Here is a 1,855-nt window from a genome sequence, read left to right on the forward strand (position 1 = left end):
CGATAACGTTTTCGTAAATTTTCGCTATCATAATTTTTTTACATCCTCATTTATTACCTTTCAAACATTGAATATTCAGGACAGCTATTATGGTTTATAGCAAAAGATATTTTGGCACTTTCTTTATTTGATGTCAAGCTAAAAGCGATAGAATATACTGGCTCTATTCCCATTCGTGACAAACTAAACGTGATTCTTTGCACAGACCTCGGCTCCGGCGTTGCATTCGGGCAAAAAAATTGTTGCCGATCGCAATCGATTGTGGCCCGAATGCGAAAGCCCCTACACAATACATATTTTGTCCAATAGTCAATTTATTCTACTGGACTGGCGCTCTAGGTGATCCAGACAGTTCCTCCTACTGGGTAGAAGACGGAAACTGGCGCCGGACCTAGAGGAGTTGTTTGTTCTTCCACAACTGCAATTAAATCTCCTCCTTTAAAGATGCTGAGATTTCCGCCCGAAACTACTTGTCTGTAATCACTGAGTGTACCCACTATTTGGATTCCGTCAATTCCTCTCTCGAAATTCCGAATGATGGCGTAGTCATTTGCACCGTTGCCAAGATAGAACGTTGTGTTTGTGGGATGGGATACACCGATCTCACCTGCAAGGGAGAAACCGTCTTGTCCCGGCAAACCGATGAGGGTATCGATCTCACCGCGTCCATCACTCCGCAGTATATAGTCGTAAGAAGGCTGGGGGCTTGTATTCTGGTAATCAACTCCATAAAAGAACCGAGTAGCCTTACCAAAGCCTTGTATTATGTCATTTCCAGGAGTACCGGAGAATTGGGGAAATCGCTCTTCGTATTGTCCAAAGCGTACAAAGTGATCGAACCCGGATGCAAATTCTTTTTTTGCTACAGCGTCAGCTACATCAGGGTTGAATAGTAGATAAGTCTGCTCACTGAAATAACTTGGAGAACGACTGACTCAAGCTGCGGGTGTAGGCTAGAATTTAGAGCCTTGAGCAACTCCTACTTGCACGGGCCTTGCCTCCAAACAGCAGAAAACTCTCTGCCAAGTTCATGCGTCCATCTCGCCTTTTCACGTTGATTGCCGGTCTCAGCCTACTTCTGGGTCTGGTAATTTGGCTGATTAACTCGCTATATCGCCTTTATGCTAATATTGCCTGGTCAGCGCCACCGCTGCTAGCCAATTTGCTGCTTTTCTTGCTGATTGTGCTGCTGGCGATGTTAATTGCAGCTTTTGGCTATTACGCGATGCAGTTCTGGCAGTCCCAGAATAAGCCGCGCCGTCGCAAAATTCAACCTAAAGTTCCGGAAGCGAAAACGGAAGCAGCAGCAGAAACGCTTCGCGCTGTGCGAAAGCAGGTGAAACAGATTCAGGATGAGGTGACGCGACAAGCTTTACTCAGTCGTTCTCGCGAAATAGAAGCGAATCTCGCTCGCGGTAACTTGCAAGTGGTAGTATTCGGGACAGGTTCGGCGGGTAAAACTTCTCTAGTGAATGCGTTGATGGGGAGGATGGTAGGACAGGTGAATGCGCCGATGGGAACGACTGAGGTGGGAGAAACTTACAATCTCAAGTTGAAAGGATTGGAACGGGAAATCCTCATCACCGATACGCCGGGAATTTTGGAAGCTGGGGTGGCGGGAACGGAACGGGAACAACTGGCGCGTCAATTGGCGACGGAAGCAGATCTATTATTATTTGTGGTAGATAACGATCTGCGAAAGTCGGAACACGAACCGTTGCGTGCATTAGCAGAAATCGGTAAGCGCAGTATTCTCGTTCTCAACAAAACTGACCTTTATATAGAACAAGATAAGGAAAAAATTCTGGCGCGTCTGCGGGAACGAGTGCGGGGATTTATCTCCATGTCGGATGTA

General features: G+C 46.6%; 2 protein-coding genes. One reads left to right on the forward strand and one right to left on the reverse strand.

Annotated features, from left to right (window positions below; translation table 11 throughout):
- Window positions 1–335: 335 nt before the first annotated feature.
- Window positions 336–638 (reverse strand): hypothetical protein, encoded by a 303-nt coding sequence (locus H6S82_RS31675; protein ID WP_191057379.1) that lies wholly within the window; start codon window positions 636–638, stop codon window positions 336–338.
- Between the two features lie 392 nt (window positions 639–1,030).
- On the opposite strand from H6S82_RS31675, the gene H6S82_RS31680 reads away from it, so the two are divergent.
- Window positions 1,031–1,855, forward strand: an 825-nt coding sequence (locus H6S82_RS31680) for an Era-like GTP-binding protein (RefSeq protein ID WP_191057380.1), incomplete at its 3' end; no start/stop codon positions are given.

Source organism: Planktothrix sp. FACHB-1355, from assembly GCF_014748295.1.
Lineage (GTDB): Bacteria > Cyanobacteriota > Cyanobacteriia > Cyanobacteriales > Aerosakkonemataceae > Aerosakkonema > Aerosakkonema funiforme_A.